At 72.6% G+C, this 20,732-nt stretch carries 19 protein-coding genes; 9 read left to right on the top strand and 10 right to left on the bottom strand.

What is annotated here, in order from left to right; translation table 11 throughout:
* Nucleotides 1-128: 128 nt before the first annotated feature.
* The 3 genes from ACQ9ZG_RS04835 to ACQ9ZG_RS04825 all read right to left on the bottom strand — a co-directional run bounded on the left by ACQ9ZG_RS04835 (nucleotide 129) and on the right by ACQ9ZG_RS04825 (nucleotide 2,372).
* Nucleotides 129-581, bottom strand: a complete 453-nt coding sequence (locus ACQ9ZG_RS04835; RefSeq protein ID WP_018487876.1) for an SPW repeat protein — start codon at nucleotides 579-581, stop codon at nucleotides 129-131.
* A gap of 89 nt (nucleotides 582-670) precedes the next feature.
* Entirely contained in the window at nucleotides 671-1,633 is a 963-nt protein-coding gene (locus ACQ9ZG_RS04830) for an ADP-ribosylglycohydrolase family protein (protein ID WP_109916712.1), read from the bottom strand.
* A gap of 91 nt (nucleotides 1,634-1,724) precedes the next feature.
* Nucleotides 1,725-2,372: a fasciclin domain-containing protein gene (locus ACQ9ZG_RS04825; protein WP_109916713.1), complete on the bottom strand. Its 648-nt coding sequence runs from the start codon at nucleotides 2,370-2,372 to the stop codon at nucleotides 1,725-1,727.
* A gap of 355 nt (nucleotides 2,373-2,727) precedes the next feature.
* Between ACQ9ZG_RS04825 and ACQ9ZG_RS04820 the strand changes: the two genes are divergently transcribed.
* Genes ACQ9ZG_RS04820 through ACQ9ZG_RS04800 form a run of 5 tightly spaced genes read left to right on the top strand, consistent with a single transcriptional unit; the run spans nucleotide 2,728 to nucleotide 8,345 of the window.
* Nucleotides 2,728-4,002 (top strand): NAD(P)/FAD-dependent oxidoreductase, encoded by a 1,275-nt coding sequence (locus ACQ9ZG_RS04820; protein ID WP_109916714.1) that lies wholly within the window; start codon nucleotides 2,728-2,730, stop codon nucleotides 4,000-4,002.
* Nucleotides 4,003-4,034: 32 nt separating this feature from the next.
* Nucleotides 4,035-4,757 (top strand): DUF1365 domain-containing protein, encoded by a 723-nt coding sequence (locus ACQ9ZG_RS04815; RefSeq protein WP_499279981.1) that lies wholly within the window; start codon nucleotides 4,035-4,037, stop codon nucleotides 4,755-4,757.
* Nucleotides 4,754-6,202 carry a class I SAM-dependent methyltransferase gene (locus ACQ9ZG_RS04810; protein ID WP_499279980.1) on the top strand — a complete coding sequence of 483 codons (1,449 nt, stop codon included), beginning with the start codon at nucleotides 4,754-4,756 and terminating at the stop codon, nucleotides 6,200-6,202. Before ACQ9ZG_RS04815 ends, ACQ9ZG_RS04810 begins: the two co-directional genes overlap by 4 nt.
* Complete coding sequence (locus ACQ9ZG_RS04805; protein WP_499279979.1) at nucleotides 6,199-7,545, top strand: class I SAM-dependent methyltransferase; 1,347 nt, start codon at nucleotides 6,199-6,201, stop codon at nucleotides 7,543-7,545. Before ACQ9ZG_RS04810 ends, ACQ9ZG_RS04805 begins: the two co-directional genes overlap by 4 nt.
* Entirely contained in the window at nucleotides 7,542-8,345 is an 804-nt protein-coding gene (locus ACQ9ZG_RS04800; protein WP_109916906.1) for a DUF1295 domain-containing protein, read from the top strand. The genes ACQ9ZG_RS04805 and ACQ9ZG_RS04800 overlap by 4 nt, the downstream gene beginning before the upstream one ends.
* A gap of 58 nt (nucleotides 8,346-8,403) precedes the next feature.
* On the opposite strand, the gene ACQ9ZG_RS04795 is transcribed toward ACQ9ZG_RS04800, so the two are convergent.
* The 5 genes from ACQ9ZG_RS04795 to ACQ9ZG_RS04775 all read right to left on the bottom strand — a co-directional run bounded on the left by ACQ9ZG_RS04795 (nucleotide 8,404) and on the right by ACQ9ZG_RS04775 (nucleotide 12,696).
* Nucleotides 8,404-9,759 (bottom strand): cryptochrome/photolyase family protein, encoded by a 1,356-nt coding sequence (locus ACQ9ZG_RS04795; protein WP_109916905.1) that lies wholly within the window; start codon nucleotides 9,757-9,759, stop codon nucleotides 8,404-8,406.
* Nucleotides 9,760-9,799: 40 nt separating this feature from the next.
* Nucleotides 9,800-10,549, bottom strand: a complete 750-nt coding sequence (locus tag ACQ9ZG_RS04790) for an anti-sigma factor (RefSeq protein WP_499279976.1) — start codon at nucleotides 10,547-10,549, stop codon at nucleotides 9,800-9,802.
* Nucleotides 10,546-11,130, bottom strand: coding sequence for a sigma-70 family RNA polymerase sigma factor (locus tag ACQ9ZG_RS04785; RefSeq protein WP_028420009.1), 585 nt, complete (start codon nucleotides 11,128-11,130; stop codon nucleotides 10,546-10,548). Before ACQ9ZG_RS04785 ends, ACQ9ZG_RS04790 begins: the two co-directional genes overlap by 4 nt.
* Nucleotides 11,131-11,257: 127 nt before the next feature.
* Entirely contained in the window at nucleotides 11,258-11,764 is a 507-nt protein-coding gene (locus ACQ9ZG_RS04780; RefSeq protein ID WP_499279974.1) for an ABA4-like family protein, read from the bottom strand.
* Nucleotides 11,761-12,696, bottom strand: coding sequence for a hypothetical protein (locus ACQ9ZG_RS04775; RefSeq protein WP_181398442.1), 936 nt, complete (start codon nucleotides 12,694-12,696; stop codon nucleotides 11,761-11,763). The genes ACQ9ZG_RS04780 and ACQ9ZG_RS04775 overlap by 4 nt, the downstream gene beginning before the upstream one ends.
* 200 nt (nucleotides 12,697-12,896) lie before the next feature.
* Between ACQ9ZG_RS04775 and ACQ9ZG_RS04770 the strand changes: the two genes are divergently transcribed.
* On the top strand, nucleotides 12,897-13,574 hold the full coding sequence (locus ACQ9ZG_RS04770; RefSeq protein WP_375138376.1) for a MerR family transcriptional regulator: 678 nt from the start codon (nucleotides 12,897-12,899) through the stop codon (nucleotides 13,572-13,574).
* A 396-nt stretch (nucleotides 13,575-13,970) separates the two neighbouring features.
* Here the strand turns inward: ACQ9ZG_RS04770 and ACQ9ZG_RS04765 are convergent, their stop codons facing one another.
* Nucleotides 13,971-14,822, bottom strand: a complete 852-nt coding sequence (locus ACQ9ZG_RS04765) for a siderophore-interacting protein (RefSeq protein WP_028420013.1) — start codon at nucleotides 14,820-14,822, stop codon at nucleotides 13,971-13,973.
* Between the two features lie 126 nt (nucleotides 14,823-14,948).
* Nucleotides 14,949-15,857 (bottom strand): 5'-3' exonuclease, encoded by a 909-nt coding sequence (locus ACQ9ZG_RS04760; RefSeq protein ID WP_181398172.1) that lies wholly within the window; start codon nucleotides 15,855-15,857, stop codon nucleotides 14,949-14,951.
* A 260-nt stretch (nucleotides 15,858-16,117) separates the two neighbouring features.
* On the opposite strand from ACQ9ZG_RS04760, the gene ACQ9ZG_RS04755 reads away from it, so the two are divergent.
* The 3 genes from ACQ9ZG_RS04755 to ACQ9ZG_RS04745 all read left to right on the top strand — a co-directional run bounded on the left by ACQ9ZG_RS04755 (nucleotide 16,118) and on the right by ACQ9ZG_RS04745 (nucleotide 20,636).
* Entirely contained in the window at nucleotides 16,118-17,281 is a 1,164-nt protein-coding gene (locus ACQ9ZG_RS04755) for a quaternary amine ABC transporter ATP-binding protein (RefSeq protein WP_078562720.1), read from the top strand.
* On the top strand, nucleotides 17,274-19,928 hold the full coding sequence (locus tag ACQ9ZG_RS04750) for an ABC transporter permease/substrate binding protein (RefSeq protein WP_028420015.1): 2,655 nt from the start codon (nucleotides 17,274-17,276) through the stop codon (nucleotides 19,926-19,928). Before ACQ9ZG_RS04755 ends, ACQ9ZG_RS04750 begins: the two co-directional genes overlap by 8 nt.
* Nucleotides 19,929-20,090: 162 nt before the next feature.
* Nucleotides 20,091-20,636, top strand: a complete 546-nt coding sequence (locus tag ACQ9ZG_RS04745) for a helix-turn-helix domain-containing protein (RefSeq protein WP_018487858.1) — start codon at nucleotides 20,091-20,093, stop codon at nucleotides 20,634-20,636.
* Nucleotides 20,637-20,732: the final 96 nt, after the last annotated feature.

Here is a 20,732-nt window from a genome sequence, read left to right as displayed (position 1 = left end):
CCTTGCGGTGGGGCGCCTGCGGCGGGCCTGTTCCCCTGCCCGCCCCTTCCCGGAACCGGGGCGCTGCCCCGGACCCCGCTCCTCAGGCGCCGGAGCGGCTGGTGGGGGCGGGGTCCGGGTGGGTGGCGTCAGGTGGTGGTGCGGCTTCTCATGGCTGCTCCGGCGCAGACCATGCCCAGCAGTACCGTCAATCCGCCGACGATGATGTTGTTGACCACCACTCCGGCGTCCGGGCTGCTTCCGACGACCCAGGTCGACACGATGATCCACGCACCGATCGCGCACATCGCCCAGCTCAGGCCGTACATGCGCTCGGGCATCATCGTGAAGCCGAGGGCCAGTACGGCGATCGCGATACCCATCACGAGGTTGTGCGTCACCAGCGCGGGCTGGCTGGCCGTGAAGTGGAGTACCCACGGCGAGACGGCGCAGTAGAGGCCGACGAGGAACACCGGAGCGTCCACCAGGGCCACATCACGACCGCCCATCACTCTGTCGTACCGCGCGCGCATTTCGGAGGCGTCGGGGTGACCTGACAGGTCGCCTCTGACGGTGCTCCTGGCGTCCGAGACGTTGCTCATGAGATTCGTCTCCTTCGGTCCTGCGGGCCCCGACGCCGTGCGGAGTGTGCGCCAGGCACCCATATGTCCATTCTGCTCTTATTTCTGCCTTATGTGTAGTTCTGGGGGGCTTCGCTGTCCAGGCGTGCGGCCAGGCCGAGAAGCTCGGGGGTGCGCAGTACCCGGTCCCCGTATCCCGGCAGCGGTACGTGCAGGAGCGTGGTCCAGCGGTCCGGGACGGCGTCGATGCCGTACACCGCGCCGGCCAGGCCGCCCGTCACGGCGGCCACCGTGTCGGTGTCCCCGCCCACGTCGACGGCGGCGGCGAGGGCGGACGCGAACGTGTCCGTCGTGCGGAGCGCCCACAGGGCGGTGGCCAGGCAGGGCCAGACCGCCCCGTTGAACTCGGTCGCCAGGGCGGGGTGCCAGCCGGGGGCCAGGGCTGTCGCCCATCGCGGGCCGTGGTCCGGGTGGACCTCGTCGAGCGTCCTCGGGACGGCGGTCAGCGGGTCCTCGCCCGTCAGGGCCACCCGGAGCAGTTCGTGGAAGACCGCCGTGCCCTCCCAGGCGGCGCGGTCGCCATGGGTGAGGGCCGCGATCCGGCGGGCCGCCTCCATCGTCGCCGTACGTCCGGCGCGGGCGAAGTAGACCGCCGACGTGGTCGCCCGCATCAGCGAACCGTTGCCGGCGGCCCGCCCGTTGACCTGGAAGTGCAGGGCCGAGGCCCGGTCCCACGGCTCTCCGTTGGTCAGGACGTCCTCGGTCTGGAGGCCGATGTCCTTCGGCTCGCTCGCCGCCCACCGCCGGAACCGGTCGAACACGTCCGGCAGGTCCAACCCGCCGCACTCCAGCAGCGATTCGCCGACCAGCACCGCCATCTGTGTGTCGTCCGTCGCCTCGCCCGGGTCCCAGCCGCCGCCCCCGCACAGCAGGCCGGCGCCGTCGGGGAAGCGGGCCGAGAAGACCCCCGCCGGGCCGAACTCGAAGGGGGCGCCGAGCGCGTCGCCCGCGGCCGAGCCGACGACGGCACCGGCCACGCGGTCGGCCCGGGGGAGTGTGCGCGGTGTGATCATCCGGCAAGGGTAGGGCGGCAGCGGAGGCCCTGGGGCATGGAGAAGGGCGGTGTACCGCCAGGGGTGCGGTACACCGCCCTCCGCTTCCGGGTTACTTCGGCGGCATCAGGACCGAGTCCACGATGTAGACCGTGGCGTTGGCCGTCGGGACGTTGCCGCAGACGACCTTCGAGGAGTCGTTCACGGTGTACTCCATGCCGGAACCGGCCGTGGTCAGCTTGCTCTTCTCCAGCGTGTCGAAGGAGCCCTTCTCCAGCTGCTTCGGCGTCAGCTTCTCGCCCACCACGTGGTAGGTCAGGACCTTGGTCAGCTCGGCCTTGTCCGCCAGCAGGGCGTCCAGGTCGGCCTTCGGGATCTTCGCGAAGGCCTCGTTGGTCGGCGCGAACACCGTGATGTTCTGGGCGTTGTTGAGCGTGTCGACCAGGCCGGCCTGCTTCACGGCGGTCACCAGCGTCGACAGCTCGGGGTTGTTGGACGCGGCCGTGGCGACCGGGTCCTTCGCCATGCCGTCGAACGAGCCCGCGCCGTCCTTGGGCACCGAGGCACAGGCCGGGCCGAAGGGCTCGTCCATCGTCATCGAGTCGTCGGGCGCGGCGCTCGTCGACGCGGCCGCGCTGGGCGTCGAGCCCGCCGCCGCGTCCTTGGAGGAGTCGTCCGAGGAGCAGGCGGTCAGCGCCAGCGGCAGCACGGCGGCGGTGGCCACGGCGACGGCGGTGCGGCGGAAGCGGAGGGTGTTCATGGTGTCTCTCCTGGATCGAAGGTGATGAGGGAAAAGAAACGGTGTTCAGGGGTGGTGCGGGGGAACCGGCGGTGGCCCCTGGCCACCGGGGCCGTCTCCCAGCCGCGGGAGACGGGCCCGGCGCCGGAGCCGGCCGTCCGACCAGGAGCCGCCTCGCTCCTGCGGCCGGCCCCGATCTGCTGTCACACGAGGAATTCGGCGCGGCCTGCCCGACGGATTGGTCCGGATGGCGCGTTCACTCGATCGAGTTACTTCCGATCATCGACCAATCCTTCCGGCCACCTGCGACGAATGCAGGTCAGAGGAGCGGTGCGGCACTGCTCCGGACAGCTCAGCAGCGGCGGAGGGAACCGGGATGGCACGGGAGCGGCGGCGGACGGCCGTGGTGGGGAGCGGGGTCGCGGGACTGACCGCCGCCCACGTTCTGCGCGAGGCGCACGACGTCACGCTGTACGAGGCGGACGACCGCGTCGGCGGCCACGCCCACACGCACGAACTGGCCGCCTCCGACGGCCGGGTGCACCGCGTCGACTCGGGCTTCATCGTGCACAACCGGCGGACCTACCCCCACCTCCTGCGGCTCTTCGACGAACTGGGCGTCGCCACCCAGGAGTCGGAGATGTCGATGTCCGTACGGTGCGAAGGGTGCGGCCTGGAGTACGCCGGCGCCCGGGGGGCCGTCGGGCTTCTCGCCCAGCCCCGGTCAGCGCTCCGGGGGCCGTATCTGCGGATGCTCGCCGAAGTGCCCCGCTTCCACCGGGCCGCACGGGCGCTCCTGGCGCTGCCGGAGGGGCCCGCCACCGAGATGACCCTCGGGGAGTTCACCCGGCGAGGCCGCTTCTCCCCCTACTTCCACGCCCACTTCCTCACCCCCATGGTCTCCGCCGTCTGGTCCTGCGACCCGGTCACCGCCCTGCGCTACCCCGCCCGCTACCTCTTCCGCTTCCTGGACCACCACGGCATGCTCACCATCGGCGGCTCCCCGGTCTGGCGCACCGTCACCGGCGGCTCGCACGCCTACGTGGAGCGCGTCGTCAAAGAGCTGGCCGCCGTCCACACCTCCACCCCCGTCCGGGCCGTCACCCGCCACGCGGACGGCGTCGAACTCACCACCGAGGACGGCACCACCACCCCGTACGACTCCGTCGTCATCGCCACCCACCCCGACCAGGCGCTCCGGCTGCTGGCCGATCCGACGGAGGCCGAACGCACCACGCTCGGCGCCTTCACCTACTCCCGCAACCCCACCCTCCTGCACACCGACACCACGCTGCTGCCCCGCAGCCGGGGCGCCCGGGCCTCCTGGAACTACCTGATGCCCTCCTGCGCCGCCGACGCCGACCACGTCACCGTCAGCTACGACATGAACCGGCTCCAACGGCTCGACGCGCCCGAGCGGTTCGTCGTCACGCTCAACGGTTCCGACCGGGTCGACCCCGCCTCCGTACGCGCCCGCATGGTCTACGAACACCCCGTCTACACCCCGGAGTCCGTCTCCGCCCAGGCCCGGCTGCCCGCCCTCTCCGGACCCGTCACCGCCTTCGCGGGCGCCTACCACGGGTGGGGGTTCCACGAGGACGGCTGCCGCTCGGGGGCCGAGGCCGCCGCCGCCCTGGGGGTGACGTGGTGAGCGTCCGTGGAAGCGGTGCGGTGAGCGGCTCCGTGAGCGCCCTGTACCCCTGCACGATCACGCACGTGCGGACCCGGCCCGGCCGGTACGCGCTGCGGCACCGGACCTATCTCTGGCTGATCGACCCCGACGCCCCGCCCCGGCTGCCGCGCGCGCTGCGGGCGCTGGCCCGCTTCGAGGCGCGGGACCACTTCGGCGGCACCGCGCCCACCATCCGCGCCGGGCTGGACCGCTTCCTGGCCGCCCGGGGCGTGGACCTCGCCGACGGCACGGTCACCATGCTCACCCAGGCCCGGGTCCTCGGCCATGTCTTCAACCCGCTCACCGTCTACTGGTGCCACCGCGCCGACGGGTCCCCGCTCTGTGTGGTGGCCGAGGTCCACAACACGTACGGCGAACGGCACGGCTATCTGCTCCACCCGGACGGGGACGGCCGTGCCGTCGTCGGCAAGGAGTTCTACGTCTCGCCGTTCTTCCCCGTCGACGGCGGCTACCGCATGCGGCTGCCCGAGCCCGGGGAGCGGCTCGATCTGACCGTGCACCTGGAGCGTGCGGGCGGCCGTCCGTTCACCGCGACCGTACGGGGCACCCGCCGCCCGGCCACCCCACGGGCGCTGGTCCGGCTCGCCCTGCGCCACCCGTTCTCCACCGTCGCCGTCTCCCTCGCCATCCGGCTGCACGGCATCCGGCTCTATCTGCGCGGCCTCCCCGTGCAGCCGCGTCCCCACCACCGCCCACAGGAAGGCATGCAGTGACCGCGCCGACCCACCCACTGCCGACGGGACCCACCCCCGGCCCGCTGGAGCCCACCCCCGCGTCGGCCCCGGCCTCCCCCGCGGCCGAACCCACCCCCGCGTCGGTCCCGGCCCCCGCGGCGCGGAACGGCGTCCCCGGCCCGGCGGAACCCGCCCGCGGTGCCGCTCCGTCGTCCCTCCCCGGCCCGGCCGTTCAGCAGCGCCCCGGCGTCGACCCCGCCCGCTGGCCCGACGTCGCCGCCCCGCCCCGCGCCTCCCGCCTCCGTACGGCCCTCGCGGAACGCATCGTCCGCCGCGCCCTCGCCCGCCTCCCCCTGCGCGCCCGGCTCGCCGGGACGGAGGACATCGGGCTCGGCGGGCCGCTGATGGACATCCGGGAGCCCGAGGCCTTCTTCCGGCGGATCGGCGCGAGCGGGCTCATCGGCTTCGGGGAGTCCTACATGGCGGGGGAGTGGGACGCGCCCGACCTCGTCGCCGTGCTCACCGTCCTCGCCGGCAACGCCGCCGACCTGGTCCCCGCCCCGCTCCAACGGCTGCGCTCCCTCTGGGCGTTGCGCAAGCCCGCCGCCCAGCTCAACACCCCCGAGGGCTCGCGGGAGAACATCAGCCGCCACTACGACCTCTCCAACGACCTCTTCGCCCTCTTCCTCGACGGGACGCTCTCCTACTCCTCCGCCGTCTTCCGGAGCCTGCCCGCCACGCAGGACCTGCTCCCGGCCGCCCAGCACCGCAAGATCGACCTCCTCCTGGACGCCGCCGGGGTCGGGGAGGGCACCCGGCTCCTTGAGATCGGCACCGGCTGGGGCGAACTGGCCCTCCGGGCGGCCGCCCGCGGCGCCCGGGTCGTCTCCGTCACCCTCTCCGCCGAACAGCGCGAGCTGGCCCGTACCCGCATCCGCGCGGCCGGGTACGAGGACCGGGTCGAGATCCGGCTCTGCGACTACCGGCAGGTCACCGGCGAGTACGACGCCGTCGTCAGCGTCGAGATGATCGAGGCGGTCGGGGAGGAGTTCTGGCCCGTCTACTTCACGACCCTGGACCGGCTGCTCGCCCCCGGCGGCCGGGTGGCCCTCCAGGCCATCACCATGCCCGACGACCGGCTGCGCGCCAGCCGGGCCACGTACACCTGGATCCACAAGTACATCTTCCCCGGCGGACTGCTGCCCTCCACCGAGGCGATCGAACGGGTCACCACCGAGCACACCCGGCTGCGGACCGTACGGCGCAGCGGCTACGGGGCGCACTACGCCGAGACGCTGCGGCTCTGGCGCGAACGGTTCACCGAACGCTCCGCCGAGGTCGACGCCCTCGGCTTCGACGCCGTCTTCCGCCGCATGTGGACCTTCTATCTCGCCTACTCCGAGGCGGGGTTCCGCTCCGGCTACCTCGATGTGCAGCAACTGCTCCTGACCCGCGACCAGAGCCCTGCCCAGGAGGCGCAGTGAACACCACCGTGACCCGGCACCCCGCACGCCCCGCCACCGGCGCCGCCCAGCGGCTGGTCCCCCTGGCCGAGCGGCTGCTCGGGGGCGCGCTGCCCGTCCGCGTACGGATGTGGGACGGCAGCGAGGCCGGGCCCGAGGACGCCCCGACCGTGCACCTGCGCTCCCGGCGCGCCCTGCGCCGGCTGCTCTGGGCCCCGGGCGAACTCGGCCTGGCCGAGGCCTACATCACCGGCGACCTCGACCTCGCGCCGGAGGAGGGCGCCGACCTGGGCGATGTGCTGCGCACCGTGCGCCGCGCGGTGAGCGAGCGGGGGCTCGCCCCGCCCGTGCTCTCGCTCTCCGACCGGCTCACCGCCGTCGGGACCGCCCTGCGCCTCGGTGCCGCCGGGCCCCGCCCGCCCGTTCCCGCCGCGCGGGCCGGGCTGAGCGGCACCCTGCACAGCAAGGCCCGGGACCGGGCGGCGATCAGCCACCACTACGACCTCTCCAACGCCTTCTACGCGCTGCTCCTCGACGCGACCATGGCGTACTCCTGCGGCTACTGGACCAGCGACGCCCCCGGCTACGGGCCCGCCGACGCCCAGCGCGACAAGCTGGAGCTGATCTGCCGCAAGCTCGGACTGCGGCCCGGGGCACGGCTGCTGGACATCGGCTGCGGCTGGGGTTCGCTGACCCTGTACGCGGCCCAGCACCACGGCGTCCGCGTCACCGCCGTCACGCTCGCCGCCGAGCAGGCCGCGTACGTCCGCGGGCAGGTGGCGGAACGCGGGCTGGAGGAGCTGGTCGAGGTCGAGAACATCGACTACCGGGACATCGCGGAGCGGCCGGAGACCCGGGGCGCCTACGACGCCGTCTCCACCATCGAGATGGGCGAGCACGTCGGGGACGCCGAGTACCCCGCCTTCACCCGCATCCTGCACGACTCGCTGCGCCCCCGGGGCCGGGTGCTGGTCCAGCAGATGTCGCGGGGTGCGAACGCCCCGGGCGGGGGCGCGTTCATCGAGGCGTACATCGCCCCGGACATGCACATGCGGCCGGTCGGGGAGACCGTCGGGCTGCTGGAGGGCGCCGGGCTCGAAGTGCGGGACGTCGAAGCCCTGCGCGAGCACTACGTGCTCACCGTGGACGCCTGGCGGCGGACGCTGGAGGAGCGGTGGGCGGAGTTCACCGCGCTGGTGGGGGAGGAGACCGCGCGGGTCTGGCGGCTCTACCTCGTCGGCGGCTCCCTCGCGTTCGAGGAGCGGCGGATGGGCGTCGACCAGATCCTCTGCGTACGTCCCGACCGGGCGGGGAAGGCCGCGATGCCGGCCACCCGGGCCGAGTGGTGGGGGGCGGACCGGTGAGCGGCTTCGACTGGGGCGCCTTCGCCGGCGGGCTGGCGGGCGCGGCCGGGGCCGCCCTCGCCGTCATGCTCGTCACCTTCGCCATCGCCCTGAAGAAGGGCGTCCACCGCATCGTCGACGTCGCCTGGGGCCTCGGATTCGCCGCCGTCGCCCTCGTCTCCTACAGCCTCTCGGCCGGTGGCGGGGACGAGGTGCGGCGCCTGGTGGTGACCGTGCTGACCGTCGTCTGGGGGCTGCGGCTCGCCGTCCACATCGGGCGCCGCGGGCGCGGCCACGGCGAGGACCCGCGCTACGAGAAGATGCTCGCCAAGGCGCCGGGCCACCCCCAGCTCTACGCCCTGCGCAAGGTCTATCTGCTCCAGGGCGCGCTGGTCTGGCTGGTCTCGCTGCCGGTGCAGGCCGCGCAGTACCTGACCGGGCCGATGGCGTGGTGGGCCTGGACGGGCGCCGTGCTGTGGGCGGTCGGGCTCGCCTTCGAGGCGATCGGGGACCACCAGCTCGCCCGGTTCAAGGCCGACCCCGCCAACCAGGGGAAGATCATGGACCGGGGGCTCTGGTCCTGGACCCGCCACCCGAACTACTTCGGCGACTTCCTCGTCTGGTGGGGGCTGTTCCTCTTCGTCTGCCAGGCGCCCGCCGCAGCCGCCGCGACCGTCGTCGCCCCGGTGGTGATGAGCCTCCTGCTGACCAAGGGGAGCGGGGCCGCCCTGCTGGAACGCCACATGGCCGACCGGCCCGGGTACGCCGAGTACCGGGCCCGCACCAGCGGCTTCTTCCCCCGGCCGCCCCGGCGGGCCTGATCACGCGGAAGGGCCCGCTCCACCTCGGCGGAGCGGGCCCTTCCTCTTCCTCGTACCGTCAGTCCAGCCCGCGCGCCCGCTCGAACCGGGCCCGCGCCTCGCCCAGGTCCACCACCGGCTCCGGGTAGTCCAGTTCATCCTTGATCTTCCACGGCTCGTGGACCGCCGCCCCCTTCACCTCCGCCAGCTCCGGCACCCACCGCCGTACGTAGTCGCCGTGCGGGTCGTACCGCTTGGCCTGGGCCACCGGGTTGAGCAGCCGGTTGGGGCGGGTGTCCGTGCCGGTGCCCGCGACCCACTGCCAGTTGAGCTGGTTGTTGGCGATGTCGCCGTCCACCAGCAGCTCCAGGAAGTGGCGGGCGCCCACCCGCCAGTCCACGTACAGCGTCTTGGCGAGGAAGCTCGCGGCCAGCAGCCGGCCCCGGTTGTGCATCCACCCCTCGTGCGCCAGCTGCCGCATCGCCGCGTCCACCACCGGGTAGCCGGTGTGCCCGGTCCTCCACGCGGTGATCTCGTCCTCGTCCGAGCGCCAGCGGTCACCGCGCGGCCGGTAGTCGGACCAGGAGGCGTCGTGGCGGGCGGCCAGCACCTGGTGGTGGAAGTCGCGCCAGGCCAGCTGCCGCACGAACGCGTCGGCGCCCGGCCCGCCCTTCTCCCGGGCCCGCTCGACCAGTTCGGCGGCGGAGACCGTACCGAAGTGGAGGTGCGGGGAGAGCCGGGAGGTGGCGTCCCCCGCGAGGTCGTCGTGGCCGTCCGCGTAGTCGCCCATGTCCCCGTCGAGCCAGGCCTTCATCAGCTTGCGGCCCGCCTCCTCGCCGCCGTCCGCCAGACCCGGCGAGACGTTCTCGACGTCGGCGCGGGCGGGCAGGTCGTCGGAGGCGAGGGTGGTGTCGGGCAGCCGGACCGTGCGCGGCGCGCCCAGTGTGCCCCGTACCCCCACCGCCTCCCAACGGCGGAAGTACGGGGTGAACACCGCGAAGTGGTCCTTGCCCGACGGGACCACCCGGCCCGGAGCGAGCGCGGTGACCACCGCGTCATAGAGGCGCAGTTCGCAGCCGGTGTCCGCCAGGGCGGTACGCAGCTCCTCCTCACGCCGTTGCGCGTACCCGCTCACCCCGGCGGCCATGTGCACCGCCCGGGCCCCGGTCTCCTCGACCAGCCGGCGCACCTCCCCGGCCACCGTGCCGGTGCGCAGGACGAGCCGGCCGCCGCGTTTCCGCAGCCCGGCGTCGAGACCGGCCAGGCAGTCGGCGAGGAAGGCGAGCCGGTTGGGGGCGTCGAACCCGGCCCGGTGGACGGCCTCGTCCCGGACGAAGAGCGGGACGACCCGGTCCGCGTCCCGCAGGGCGGAACGCAGCACCGGGTTGTCGTGCAGACGGAGATCGGAGGTGAACAGCACCACCGCGACGTTCATGGAACGGGCGCTCCTTGCAGCGTGGGGGGAAGGCAGGAGGTCAGACGGTCGGGAAGTCCATCAGGGCCACCGGGTCCGAGGTCGGTTCGGCCGAGCCGCCCGCCGGTTCGACCGTGATCCCCATCCCCGTCGCCCGGTCCACCGGCCCGTCCAGCAGCACCGCGTCATCGCCGGCCTTCGGGTCCATCAGACCGGCCGAACGCATGGTGCCCTCGTCGTTGAACCAGATCTGGTACACCTTGCCGCTCGGCGGCGGAGCCATCCCGGAGGCCAGGAACACCGCCCGGTTCTGCTGCTGCGAGACGACCACCGTGCCGCGTGCGCCGCCGGTCAGCTCGCCGGAGCTGGTCCTCGCGTCGGGGGCGGAGAGCACCTGGGCCAGCTGCTCGTTCTGCCGCTGGGCCCGGTCCGCCTCCTGACGCGCGTTCTCCGCCACCTGGTTCTGCCACACCGCCACCCCGCCGAAGGCGGCCGCCGCCGCGAGGCAGGCGGCCAGGGCGTAGGCGGACCAGCGGCCGGTGCGCCCGCCCGCCGCACGCCCGGGCCTGCCGTGCGACGGTGTCTCCTGGCGTACGGTCGTGATCTCCCGCAGCACCCGGTCCCGCAGCTCGCGCGGCGGGGCCTCGGCGACGGCCAGGCCGAGCCGGGCGGCGGTCGCCGACAGCTCCCGCACCTCCTGGGCGCAGGCCTCGCAGTCGGCCAGATGGCGTTCGAACTCCCGGCGCTCGTCCTCCGGCAGCGCGTGCAGGGCATAGGCCCCGGTCAGCGTGTGCAGTTCGGCCGTGCTCATGCGCTCACCCCCAGGCAGTCGCGCAGCCGGATGAGGCCGTCGCGCAGTCGAGTCTTGATGGTGCCCAGGGGCACGGTGAGGAGTTCCGCCACCTCACGGTAGGTCAGGCCCCGGTAGTAGGCCAGGGTCACGGACTGCCGCTGGAGTTCGGAGAGGGTGCGCAGACAGCGGCGCACCTGCTCCCTCTCCAGCCGGGTCTCCACCTGTTCGGAGACCTCGTCGAAGGCGGGCGTCCGGTCCAGGAGCGCCGCCCGGTGCTCCCGGGCCGCCGCCGCCTCCGCCGAGCGGACCCGGTCGACGGCCCGGTGGTGGGCGAGGGTGAGCACCCAGTTCATCGCGCTGCCCCGGGAGGCCTGGAAGCGGGGCGCGGTACGCCACACCTCGACCAGCACCTCCTGGGCGACCTCCTCCGACTGGGCCGGGTCGCGGAGGATGCTCCGTACGAGGCCGAGCACGGGCCCGGAGACCGCGTCGTACACGTGGGCGAACGCCTCCTGGTCCCCGCGCGCGACCCGCACCAGGAGCTCCTGGAGATCGGGTCCGGGTGAGGGCACCCCGCTGATCTGTACGGCTTCGTTCACGCGGGTTTCCTCCCGGGACGTCATCGGTTCCAGGAGTGATTCGGAGCCGGTGGATGTGCGGATTGGTCCCACGGCCGCGATCTTTCCAGAACCTGTCCCGCCGGGCCGTGCGGCGCGGCGGCGCGCCTCAGTCGCCCGACGCGACCGGCGGGGCGGAGCCGGTCCGGGCCGCGTCCCGAGCTCCGTCGGTCCGGGCCGCGTCAGGCCGGGACGTGCGGCGCAGGGTGGCCCGCAGGGCGAGGAAGAGCAGCAGTGCGAGGGGTGAGAGCAGGATCGCGAGGACGAGCAGCGGGCCCGTCAGCCAGGGGGAGAATCCGAGCTTCCGGCCCTGGAGGAACATCCACTGGCCGACCAGCAGGTCCCACGCGATGATGTGGGCCCAGACGGCCGCGGCGCCGTTGGGCAGCGTCATCAGCTCCTGGAAACCGGGGAGTTCGGGCCCGGTCACCGCCGCCCAGACCTCGGGGAGGACCGGCGCGACGAGGACGGCGTACACCACGGCGACCGGCACCGCCGTCAGCGGCGACGAGACGATCCGGGTGGTGACGGACCAGGCGGGCGCGAGGATCATCAGCAGCCAGAACGGGGCGGCCAGGAGGAACGTGAGGTCGAAGAGGGTACCGGCGCTCGTCATGCGGTGAACTCCTTGCTGCGGGAGGACGGTTCGGATTCCTGCGGTTCGGGTCTCCGCTGTACGGGAGTGGGCGGCCGCCGCAGCGCCATCCGCACCCCGGCGGCCACCGCCACGAGGAGGACGCCGGCCGCGACGAGCGTCACCGCGTCCGGGCGGACCAGGGGCTGCCCGCGCAGCGCCTGCCAGGTGGTCAGGGCCACCAGACCCGCGTGACCGGCCGTCACCACCCGTACGAGACGCAGCCGCAGCCCGGCATCGCGGAACCGGGCGATCCGGGGCGCGAGCACCACCAGGGCGATCAGGAACAGCGGGATCAGCTGGAGCGCGTGCATGCCCACGAAGTGCGGGATCCGCAGATCGCCGCCGGTCGTGGACCAGCCGGTCAGCGGCATCGAGGGGCCGCCGTCCGGCACGCCGACGGAGTGGGCGCCGATCACGTCGGGGTCTGCCCTGCCCCCGGCCCGCTGCTCCGCGCCGGGCAGCGTCATCAGGAAGCCGATCGCCGCGCCCGCCAGCGCGATCACCACACCGCCCCGGATCGCCCAGGCGGTGGCCCGGTCCGCGAACGGGGTGCGCAGCAGCAGGAGGCCGATGACCAGGGTGGCCGTCCACAGCACGATGACCGTGATCCCCATCGCCGTGAACAGGGCCTGGTCGAACGGTGTCCCGACATTGAAGTGGCTCCGCTTCCCGCGGACGACCTGCCCGGTGATGATCGCCATCTCGGCGATGCCGGTGGCGACGACCACGTTCCCCGCCCACCAGCCGGTCCGGCGCCCCCGGGTCGACCGGGTGAGCATCCAGGCCAGGGTCAGGCCGTAGACGGTGAAGGAGAGGAAGAACTTGAACGGCTTCGCCCAGATCGGGGCGCCCACCAGGACCCGGTCGTCGACCGCGAGACCCACGGAGGACAGGACGGCCCCGAGGGCCATCACGGCGGAGAAGACGACTAACGGGCGGTGCCAGGAACGCCATGACGGCATGGGAGACCCCCTGAGAACGAGTGTATGGATAGTGGCACTTGCCGCTATCCGGTAGGGGCACTATCTATGATGGCGGTCTGATCCGGCAAGGGCGGAAAGGCGAACACGCGGTGCGCATAGGTGAATTGAGTCGTAGGTCCGGGGTTCCGGTGCCGACGATCAAGTACTACGTACGGGAACGGCTCCTGCCCGCCGGGGAGTTGACCAGCCCCAACCAGGCGGAGTACGGCCCCGGCCACGAACGGCGCCTCCGCCTGATCCGGGTCCTGCTGGAGGTGGGCGGCCTCTCGCTCGCCACCATCGGGGAGGTCCTGAAGGCCGCCGACGATCCCGCGCAGCCGGTGCTCAACGTGCTCGGTGCGGCGGCGAAGGGGGTCACACCGCTGGAGGAGGGCGAGAGCGGCCCGGAGCTGGAACAGGCCCGGAAGGACGTGGCCGAACTGCTGCGGCGGCGCGACTGGCAGGTGAGCGCGGGGACGACGGCCGCCGAGTCGCTGGCCGGGGTGATCTCGGCGCTGCGCCGGGTCGGCCACGGCGGTCTGGTCGACCTGATCGAGGGGTACGCGGACGCGGCCGAATCCGTGGCCCGCGCCGACATCGGGTACGTACAGCGCCGGGTGGCCCGGGAGGATCTGGTCGAGAGCGTGGTCGTGGGCACCGTCCTGGGCGAGGCCATGTTCGGCGCGCTGCGCAGACTCGCCCACGAGGACGTCTCGTTCCGGCTGTACGAGGGGCTGGGCGCGGGCGGCGGTCAGGTGCCTGCCGGTGACGGTGGGGCTGCCGGTGCGTCCGACGGTGCGGGAGGTGCGGGGGCGGCGGGGGTCTGAGGCCCGGTGGTCGGGGCGCCCCCCCGGCGGACGCGGAGACCCCGCTCACCGGGAGTGCGGTGGGCGGGGTCCTGAGCGGGGGGTGGGTGTGGCGGCTGCCACCGGGGCCCGGGTCTGGCGGTGGCCCGGACGCTGCCACCGGGGCCCGGCCGACGTGCTCGCTGCCGGACCCGGATTCCGGCCGGATCGGACGCGACCGTGGTCTCGCCCTGGGCGCACACGACCGTTCTCTGGCCCGGAGTGTGCGCGTCCGTTCTCTGGCCCGGAGCGCACCCGACTGACGCCGCGCCCTGGGGCTGCGTGACCGTCGCCGGGCCCTGGAGACAGGGGCGCGCGCCCTCCACGGGCCCTGGCCGAGGGATCGCGGCCCGGCCCCGCCCCGTCCCCGACGGAGCGCTACGCGGCTGCCGTCGGCCCCTCCTGCTCGCGTTCCACCTGCTCGTTCCACTCGCGCTTCACCGCGCGCCAGGCGTCGTCGTTCTGGCCGAGGCGCCAGTAGCCGGAGATCGACAGCTGGGCGAGCGGGATCTGCCGCTCCACGCGCAGATAGCGGCGGATCTCCTTCACGAAGCCCGCCTCCCCGTGCACGAACGCCTGGACCTCGCCCTCGGGGAAGTCCAGCCCCTTCACGGCGGCGGTCAGCAGCTCACCGACCGGCCGGTCGCCGCGGTGCAGCCAGGTCACGGCCACCCCGTCGGGCGACACGATCTTCTGCTCCTCGGAGGCGTCCGGCACCTCGACGAAGGCGTGCACCAGCGCGCCCGCCGGCATCTGCTCCAGCGAGGCGGCGATCGCCGGCAGGGCGCTCTCGTCGCCGACCAGCAGGTGCCAGCCGGCCGAGGCCTGCGGGGCGTAGGCGCCGCCGGGGCCGAGGAAGGTCACCTGCTCGCCGACCTCGGCGCGCTGCGCCCACGGCCCGGCGAGGCCCTCGTCGCCGTGGACCACGAAGTCGACGGCCATCTCCCGGGCGACCGGGTCCCAGGAGCGGATCGTGTACGTCCGCGTCGTGGGCCACAGCTCGCGCGGGTGGCTCTCGCGGATGGCGGCGATGTCGAACGGGTGCGGGTAGTCCGCGCCCTCGGGGGCGAAGCACAGCTTGATGTAGTGGTCGGTGAAGCCGTCGAGGGAGAAGTCCGCGAGCCCCTCGCCGCCGAGGACCACCCGCACCATGTGCGGGGTGATCTGCTCGGTGCGCACGACCTGCGCCCCCTGGGCCTTGGGTCCTTGCCGGGCCGGCCGCTCTGCCACGAGGTTCTCCCTGGGTTGTGACGTACGGGCGGGTCCGCCGGTGGACGGATCCGTGCCGCGCACGTATCGGCGCACGGGGCCGGACACCTCCGGCCCCTATGACTTAGGTATGCCTAAGTTAACACTTCAGGCCCGGAGTGTGGTGAGGAGCCGCTGAAGCGCCCCGCCCAGCCCCCACTGCCCGGCAAGCGCTTCCAGGGCGGCCGGGTCGCGGGGCTCGCGGGGGAGCGCCGGGTCGAAGTCGGGCAGCGGCACGTCCGCCGCCACCCGCACGACCTTCGGCGCCACCGCCACATAGTCGCGCGCCTCGTCCAGCCGCTTGCGCTGCGAGGGGGTGAGCTTCGCCTTCGGGTCGTCCACCGCCGCCATGATCCCGGCCAGGTCCCCGTACGCATCCAGCAGCTTGGCCGCCGTCTTCTCGCCGATGCCGGGCACCCCCGGGAGGCCGTCGCTCGGGTCGCCGCGGAGGAGGGCCAGGTCGACATAGCCCGCGCCGTCCACCCCGTACTTCTCGCGGAGCCACGCCTCGTCGGTCAGCTGGAGCGTGCCGACCCCCTTGAGCGGATAGAGCACCCGCACCCGCCGGGCGTCGTCGACCAGCTGATACAGGTCGCGGTCGCCGGTCACGATGTCCACCGGACCGGTCGCGCGGGCGGTGAGCGTGCCGATCACGTCGTCCGCCTCGTACGGCGTGACGCCGACCCGGGCGATCCCCAGTGCGTCCAGCACGTCCTCGATGATCGGGACCTGCGGGGAGAGCGTGTCCGGGACCTCCTCCTCGTCCGTCTCCCCGGCGGGCGTCTCCTCGGCCACCCGGTGCGCCTTGTACGTCGGGATCAGGTCCACCCGCCACTGCGGGCGCCAGTCGTTGTCCCAGCAGGCCACCAGCTCGTCCGGCCGGTGGTCCTGCACCAGGCGGGCGATGAAGTCGAGCAGCCCGCGCGCGGCGTTGACCGGGGTCCCGTCCGGTGCGCGCACCGAGTCGGGGACGCCGAAATAGGCGCGGAAGTAGAGGGAGGCGGTGTCGAGGAGCATCAGGCGTCGCGTCACGGAACCGATGATGCCCCACACCACTGACAGTCGCCGCCGATGGCTCCCGGTGACCGAAAAGCATCGCTGACGTGAGCTGGATCACTCTTCCGTTTGCTCCGTGTAAGGACGGGCAGGCGCGCCACCGGAGCGAACCACGTCCCTTTTTCGCGGGGGCACGGGCCACGCGGGCCGAATCCGCACCGCTCCACGGTCTGCCGGCGGGGGCGGCAGACCGTTTTTTCAGTTCAACCCGTGAGGTGCATGTGTCAAGGCTGCAAGCCGAAAACTTGTACAAAGTGTTCGGCCGACGACCCGATCAAGCCGTCCGGAAGCTGGAGGACGGCGCGGACCGCGACGAACTCCGGGCCGACGGAACGACCGCAGCGGTGATCGACGCCTCCTTCACGGTGGAGCCGGGCCAGATCTTCGTGGTGATGGGGCTCTCCGGCTCGGGCAAGTCCACCCTGCTGCGGATGCTCAACGGGCTCCTCGAACCCACCGCCGGACGCGTCCTCTTCGACGGCCAGGACCTGACCGCCCTGGCCCCCCGCGAGCTGCGCCAGGTGCGCTCCACCAAGATCAGCATGGTCTTCCAGCACTTCGCGCTCTTCCCGCACCGGAGCGTGCTGGACAACGCCGCCTACGGCCTGGAGGTCCAGGGCGTGCCCAAGGCCGAGCGGATCGAGCGCGCCACCGAGGCCCTCCAGCTCACCGGCCTGGCCGGCTGGGAGGACTCCTGGCCCGACGAACTGTCCGGCGGCATGCAGCAGCGCGTCGGCCTCGCCCGCGCCCTCGCCACCGACGCCGACCTGCTCCTCATGGACGAGTCCTTCAGCGCGCTCGACCCGCTGATCCGCCGTGACATGCAGGACCAGCTCCTGGAGCTGCAGAAGCGGCTGAAGAAGACCATCGTCTTCATCACCCACGACCTCAACGAGGCCATGCGCCTGGGCGACCGGATCGCCGTGATGCGCGACGGCCGGATCGTCCAGCTCGGCACCGCCGAGGACATCCTCGTCACCCCGGCCAACGACTACGTCGCCTCCTTCACCCAGGACGTCGACCGCTCCCGGGTCCTCACCGCGGGCGCCATCATGGCCGAACCGCACACCGTGATGGGTTCCACCACCGAGGCCGGCACCGAACTGCGCACCCCGCAGGACGTCCTCACCGCCGCCCCCGCCACGGTCGGGGAGTCCACGCCGGTCATCGAGCTGTTCGGGCCCTGCTCCACCAGCGCGGACCCGGTGGCCGTCACCGACACCCAGGGCAGGCTCGTCGGCGTCGTCCCCGGCGCCCGGCTGCTCGCCGTCCTCGGCGACCCGATGACGCCCACGGAATCACCGCAGGTCACAGCCTCCGACAACGATGCCGTAACGAACGGTGACGGCGGGCTGGACGGACTGAAGAAGGTGGCCCGTGTCTAAGCTCCCTCTCGGTGACTGGGTCGACTCCGCCGTCGACTGGCTGCAGACGCACCTCGCCTGGCTCTTCGACGCGATCAGTACGGTCGTCGGGGGCATGTTCGACGGCATAGCCGCCGTCCTCTCCGCCCCCCACCCGCTCCTCTTCGCCGGCATCGTCGCGATCATCGCCTGGTGGCTGCGCGGGCTGCCGGCCGGGCTGCTGGCCTTCGCCGGGTTCACCCTCATCGACTCCGTCGAGCTGTGGGCGGAGGCGATGGACACCCTCACCCTGGTGCTCGTCGCGACCATCGTCACGCTGGTCATCGCCGTACCGCTCGGCATCTGGTCCTCCCGGTCCAAGACCGTCAGCGCGATCATCCGGCCGGTCCTGGACTTCATGCAGACCATGCCCGCCATGGTCTACCTGATCCCCGGCGTCATCTTCTTCGGCGTCGGCGTCGTCCCCGGCATCATCGCCACCATCATCTTCGCGCTGCCCCCGGGCGTCCGGATGACCGAACTCGGCATCCGCCAGGTCGACGGCGAACTCGTCGAGGCGGCCGAGGCGTTCGGCACCACCTCGCGCAACACCCTGCTGCGCATCCAGCTCCCGCTGGCGCTCCCCACGATCATGGCGGGCATCAACCAGGTCATCATGCTGGGCCTCTCCATGGTCGTCATCGCGGGCATGGTCGGCGGCGGCGGCCTCGGCGGCTCCGTCTACCGCGCGATCGGCAACATCGACGTCGGTCTCGGCTTCGAGGCGGGCATCTCCATCGTCATCCTCGCCATGTACCTGGACCGGATGACCGGCGCGCTCGGCCGCGAGGTCTCCCCGCTGGGCCGCCGCGCCGCCGCCAAGGCCCAGGCCGCCGCCGAGGGCTGGAAGATCTGGACGTACCGTCCGCAGCCCGTCGTCGCGGTCGCCGGCATCCTCGCCCTCGCGCTCGTCGCGGGCGGCATGGGCGTCTTCGGCGGCTCCGCCAAGGACGCCACCGCCTCCGGCAGCGCGCAGATCGGCGCGGGCAAGAAGGTCAGCATCGGCTACATCCCCTGGGACGAGGGCATCGCCTCCACGTACCTGTGGAAGGAGATGCTGGAGCGGCGCGGCTTCGAGGTCGACGTCACCCAGTACGAGGCCGGGTCGCTCTACACCGGTATGGCCAACGGCCAGATCGACTTCCAGACCGACTCCTGGCTCCCCGTCACCCACGCCAGCTACTGGGAGAAGTACCAGGACCGCCTGGACGACCTCGGCGCCTGGTACGCCCCCACCTCGCTGGAGCTGGCCGTCCCGGCGTACATGAGCGACATCAAGTCGATGGAGGACCTGAAGGGCCGGGCCTCCGAGTTCAAGGGCCGGATCGTCGGCATCGAGCCCAGCGCCGGTGAGATGGGCCTGCTGAAGTCGAAGCTCCTGCCGGGCTACGGCCTGGACAAGGAGTACAAGCTCATCGACGGCTCCACCCAGTCCATGCTGGCCGAGCTGAAGCGCGCGTACGCCAAGAAGGAACCGATCGTCGTCCCGCTCTGGTCGCCGCACTGGGCCTACAACGAGTACGACCTCACCAAGCTGGCCGACCCCAAGAAGCTCTGGGGCGAGGGCGACGGTGTGCACACCCTCTCCCGCAAGGGCTTCGCGAAGGACCGGCCCGAGGTCGCGAAGTGGCTCAAGAGCTTCAAGATGACCGAGAAGCAGCTCACCAGCCTCGAGGCCGAGATCCAGAAGACCGGCGCGGGCAAGGAGCAGGAGGCCGTCCGCATCTGGCTGGAGGCCAACCCGGGCGTCGCGGACAAGTGGACCCCGCTCCCCGAGGGCGCCGAGAACGCGCAGGCCGCCGGGGCGCAGCAGGTCGCCGCGGGCGGGAAGGACGAGCGCGAGCGCCCCGTCGAGGTCGCCTGGTTCCCCTGGGAGGAGGACATCGCCGCCACCTACCTGTGGAAGGCGGTCCTGGAGGAGCGCGGCTACACGATCAACCTCAAGCAGTTCGAGGTCGGCCCGATGTACGCCGCCATGTCGCGCGGCCAGATCGACGTGCAGTTCGACGGCTGGCTGCCGTACACGCAGAAGAACTACTGGGACAAGTACGGCGACAAGCTGACGAACCTCGGCTCCTGGTACGGCCCCACCTCCATCGAGGTCGCCGTCCCCGACTACGTCAAGGACGTCCGGTCCCTCGACGACCTCAAGGGCAAGGGCTCCGACTTCAAGGGCCGGATCGTCGGCATCGAGCCCGGCACCGCCACCATGGAGAACCTCAAGAAGAACGTCCTGCCGCAGTACGGCCTGGACGGGGAGTACAAGGTCGTCGACTCCTCCACGCCCGGCATGCTGGCCGAGCTGAAGCGCGCGTACGCCAAGAAGGAGCCCATCGCCGTCCTGCTCTGGACCCCGCACTGGGCGTACAACGAGTACGGGCTCACCAAGCTCGAGGACCCGAAGAAGACCTTCGGTGACGGCGACCGGCTGCATACGATCGCCTCCAAGGAGTTCCCGAAGCAGTACCCGCAGCTGACGGAGTGGTTCAAGAAGTTCGAGCTGAACGAGAAGCAGCTCGGCGGTCTGGAGAACGAGATCCAGAAGCGCGGCGCGGGCCACGAGGAGGAGGCCGTGAAGGCCTGGATGGCCGACAACCCGGGCATCGCGGACACCATGGCGCCTCTGTAGCGGCTCCGTTCCGGTAAAAGCGCAGGTGAAGGGGTGGGTGCCGCCGACGGGCGGGGCCCACCCCTTCCGGCTGTCCGAAGGCCGATTACCGGACGTCTTGCGCAACCATGTGCGTAAGGTGCTGGCAGCCGGGAGGATGGCTGAGGCGGGAGGGAGCCGTTCATGGACGACAAGGACACACCGCGGGTGGGTGCCGCGGTCCGCCGCAGACGCCGCACCCTGGGCCTCACGCTGGCCGCGGTCGCCGAGCGCAGCGGGCTCTCCGTGCCCTTCCTCAGCCAGATCGAGAACGAGCGCGCCCGCCCCAGCGCCCGCTCCCTCGACCGGGTCGCCGAGGCCCTGGAGACCACCACCTCCCGGCTGCGGGCCGCCGCCGACTCGGCCCGCGCGGTGGACGTCGTACGGGGCGAGGAGGGCGACGGCATCCGCCGGGTGGTGCGCGGCCGCCACCAGCTCAGCGCCCTGGAGTTCACCGGCGAGATCGACCTCGGGCGCGAGTTCCAGCACCGCAACGACGAGCTGATGTACGTCGTGGAGGGCGCCGCCGAGGTCGAGGCGGAGGGCCAGGCGTACCGGCTGGAGCGCGGCGACACCCTGTTCCTCTCCGGCGGTGTACGGCACCGCTGGCGCGCCACCCGCCCCGGCACCCGGCTCCTGCTCGTCGCCGTCGCGGAGCACATCGACGCCACGTACGACTCGCGCCGCTGAGCGACCGGGAGAGGCGGGGGAGCAGGGGGTGTCCGAAGTGCCGGGAGCACCGGAAGCATCAGGAGCACCGGGGGCGTCCGACGCGCCGGAACGGTC

This window comes from Streptomyces araujoniae, assembly GCF_050871195.1.
Classification (GTDB): Bacteria; Actinomycetota; Actinomycetes; order Streptomycetales; family Streptomycetaceae; genus Streptomyces; species Streptomyces bacillaris.
This window is presented reverse-complemented; position numbering and strand designations above follow the sequence as displayed.